Raw genomic sequence first — 394 nt, 5'->3', positions numbered from 1 at the left:
CACGCTGACCTGGCAACTGAATGCTGATGCGCAACAGGCTCAGTTCCCTGCTGTGACGCTCGGCGCGTCCAAACTGAACGAAACGCAGCGGTCGTCCACCCGTGGCGCGGTCGGTCGGCAACGGCGACAGGCGCAGCATCTGAAAATTCTCAGGCACCACGTCTTCCCACGGTTGTGGCGGTGCGGGTGCAGCGGCTTCTGCGCTGTCGGGTGCAGCAACGGTTTCGGTCATGGCGGTATCAGTCATGGAGGCGGTCCTGTCCATGGCTTTGTGCAGCAAACACAAAGCCAGCAATTCGCTATCGGCAGTCTTTGCCCAGACTGAAGGGCAAAACCGCGGGTTTGCAGATTACTGGCGTCAAATCTTCCGTCAGGCCGGCGGCAAGGCCTGGAT

At 60.7% G+C, this 394-nt stretch carries 1 pseudogene; it reads right to left on the bottom strand.

What is annotated here, in order from left to right:
• Positions 1 to 247, bottom strand: a pseudogene (locus EE949_RS00205) (hypothetical protein); the annotation flags it as partial.
• Positions 248 to 394: the final 147 nt, after the last annotated feature.

The organism is Pseudomonas viridiflava (assembly GCF_900602065.1).
In the GTDB taxonomy this organism is placed as follows: Bacteria; Pseudomonadota; Gammaproteobacteria; order Pseudomonadales; family Pseudomonadaceae; genus Aquipseudomonas.
Note: the sequence above shows the minus strand (reverse complement) of the source record. Positions and strands in the feature narration are given on the sequence as shown.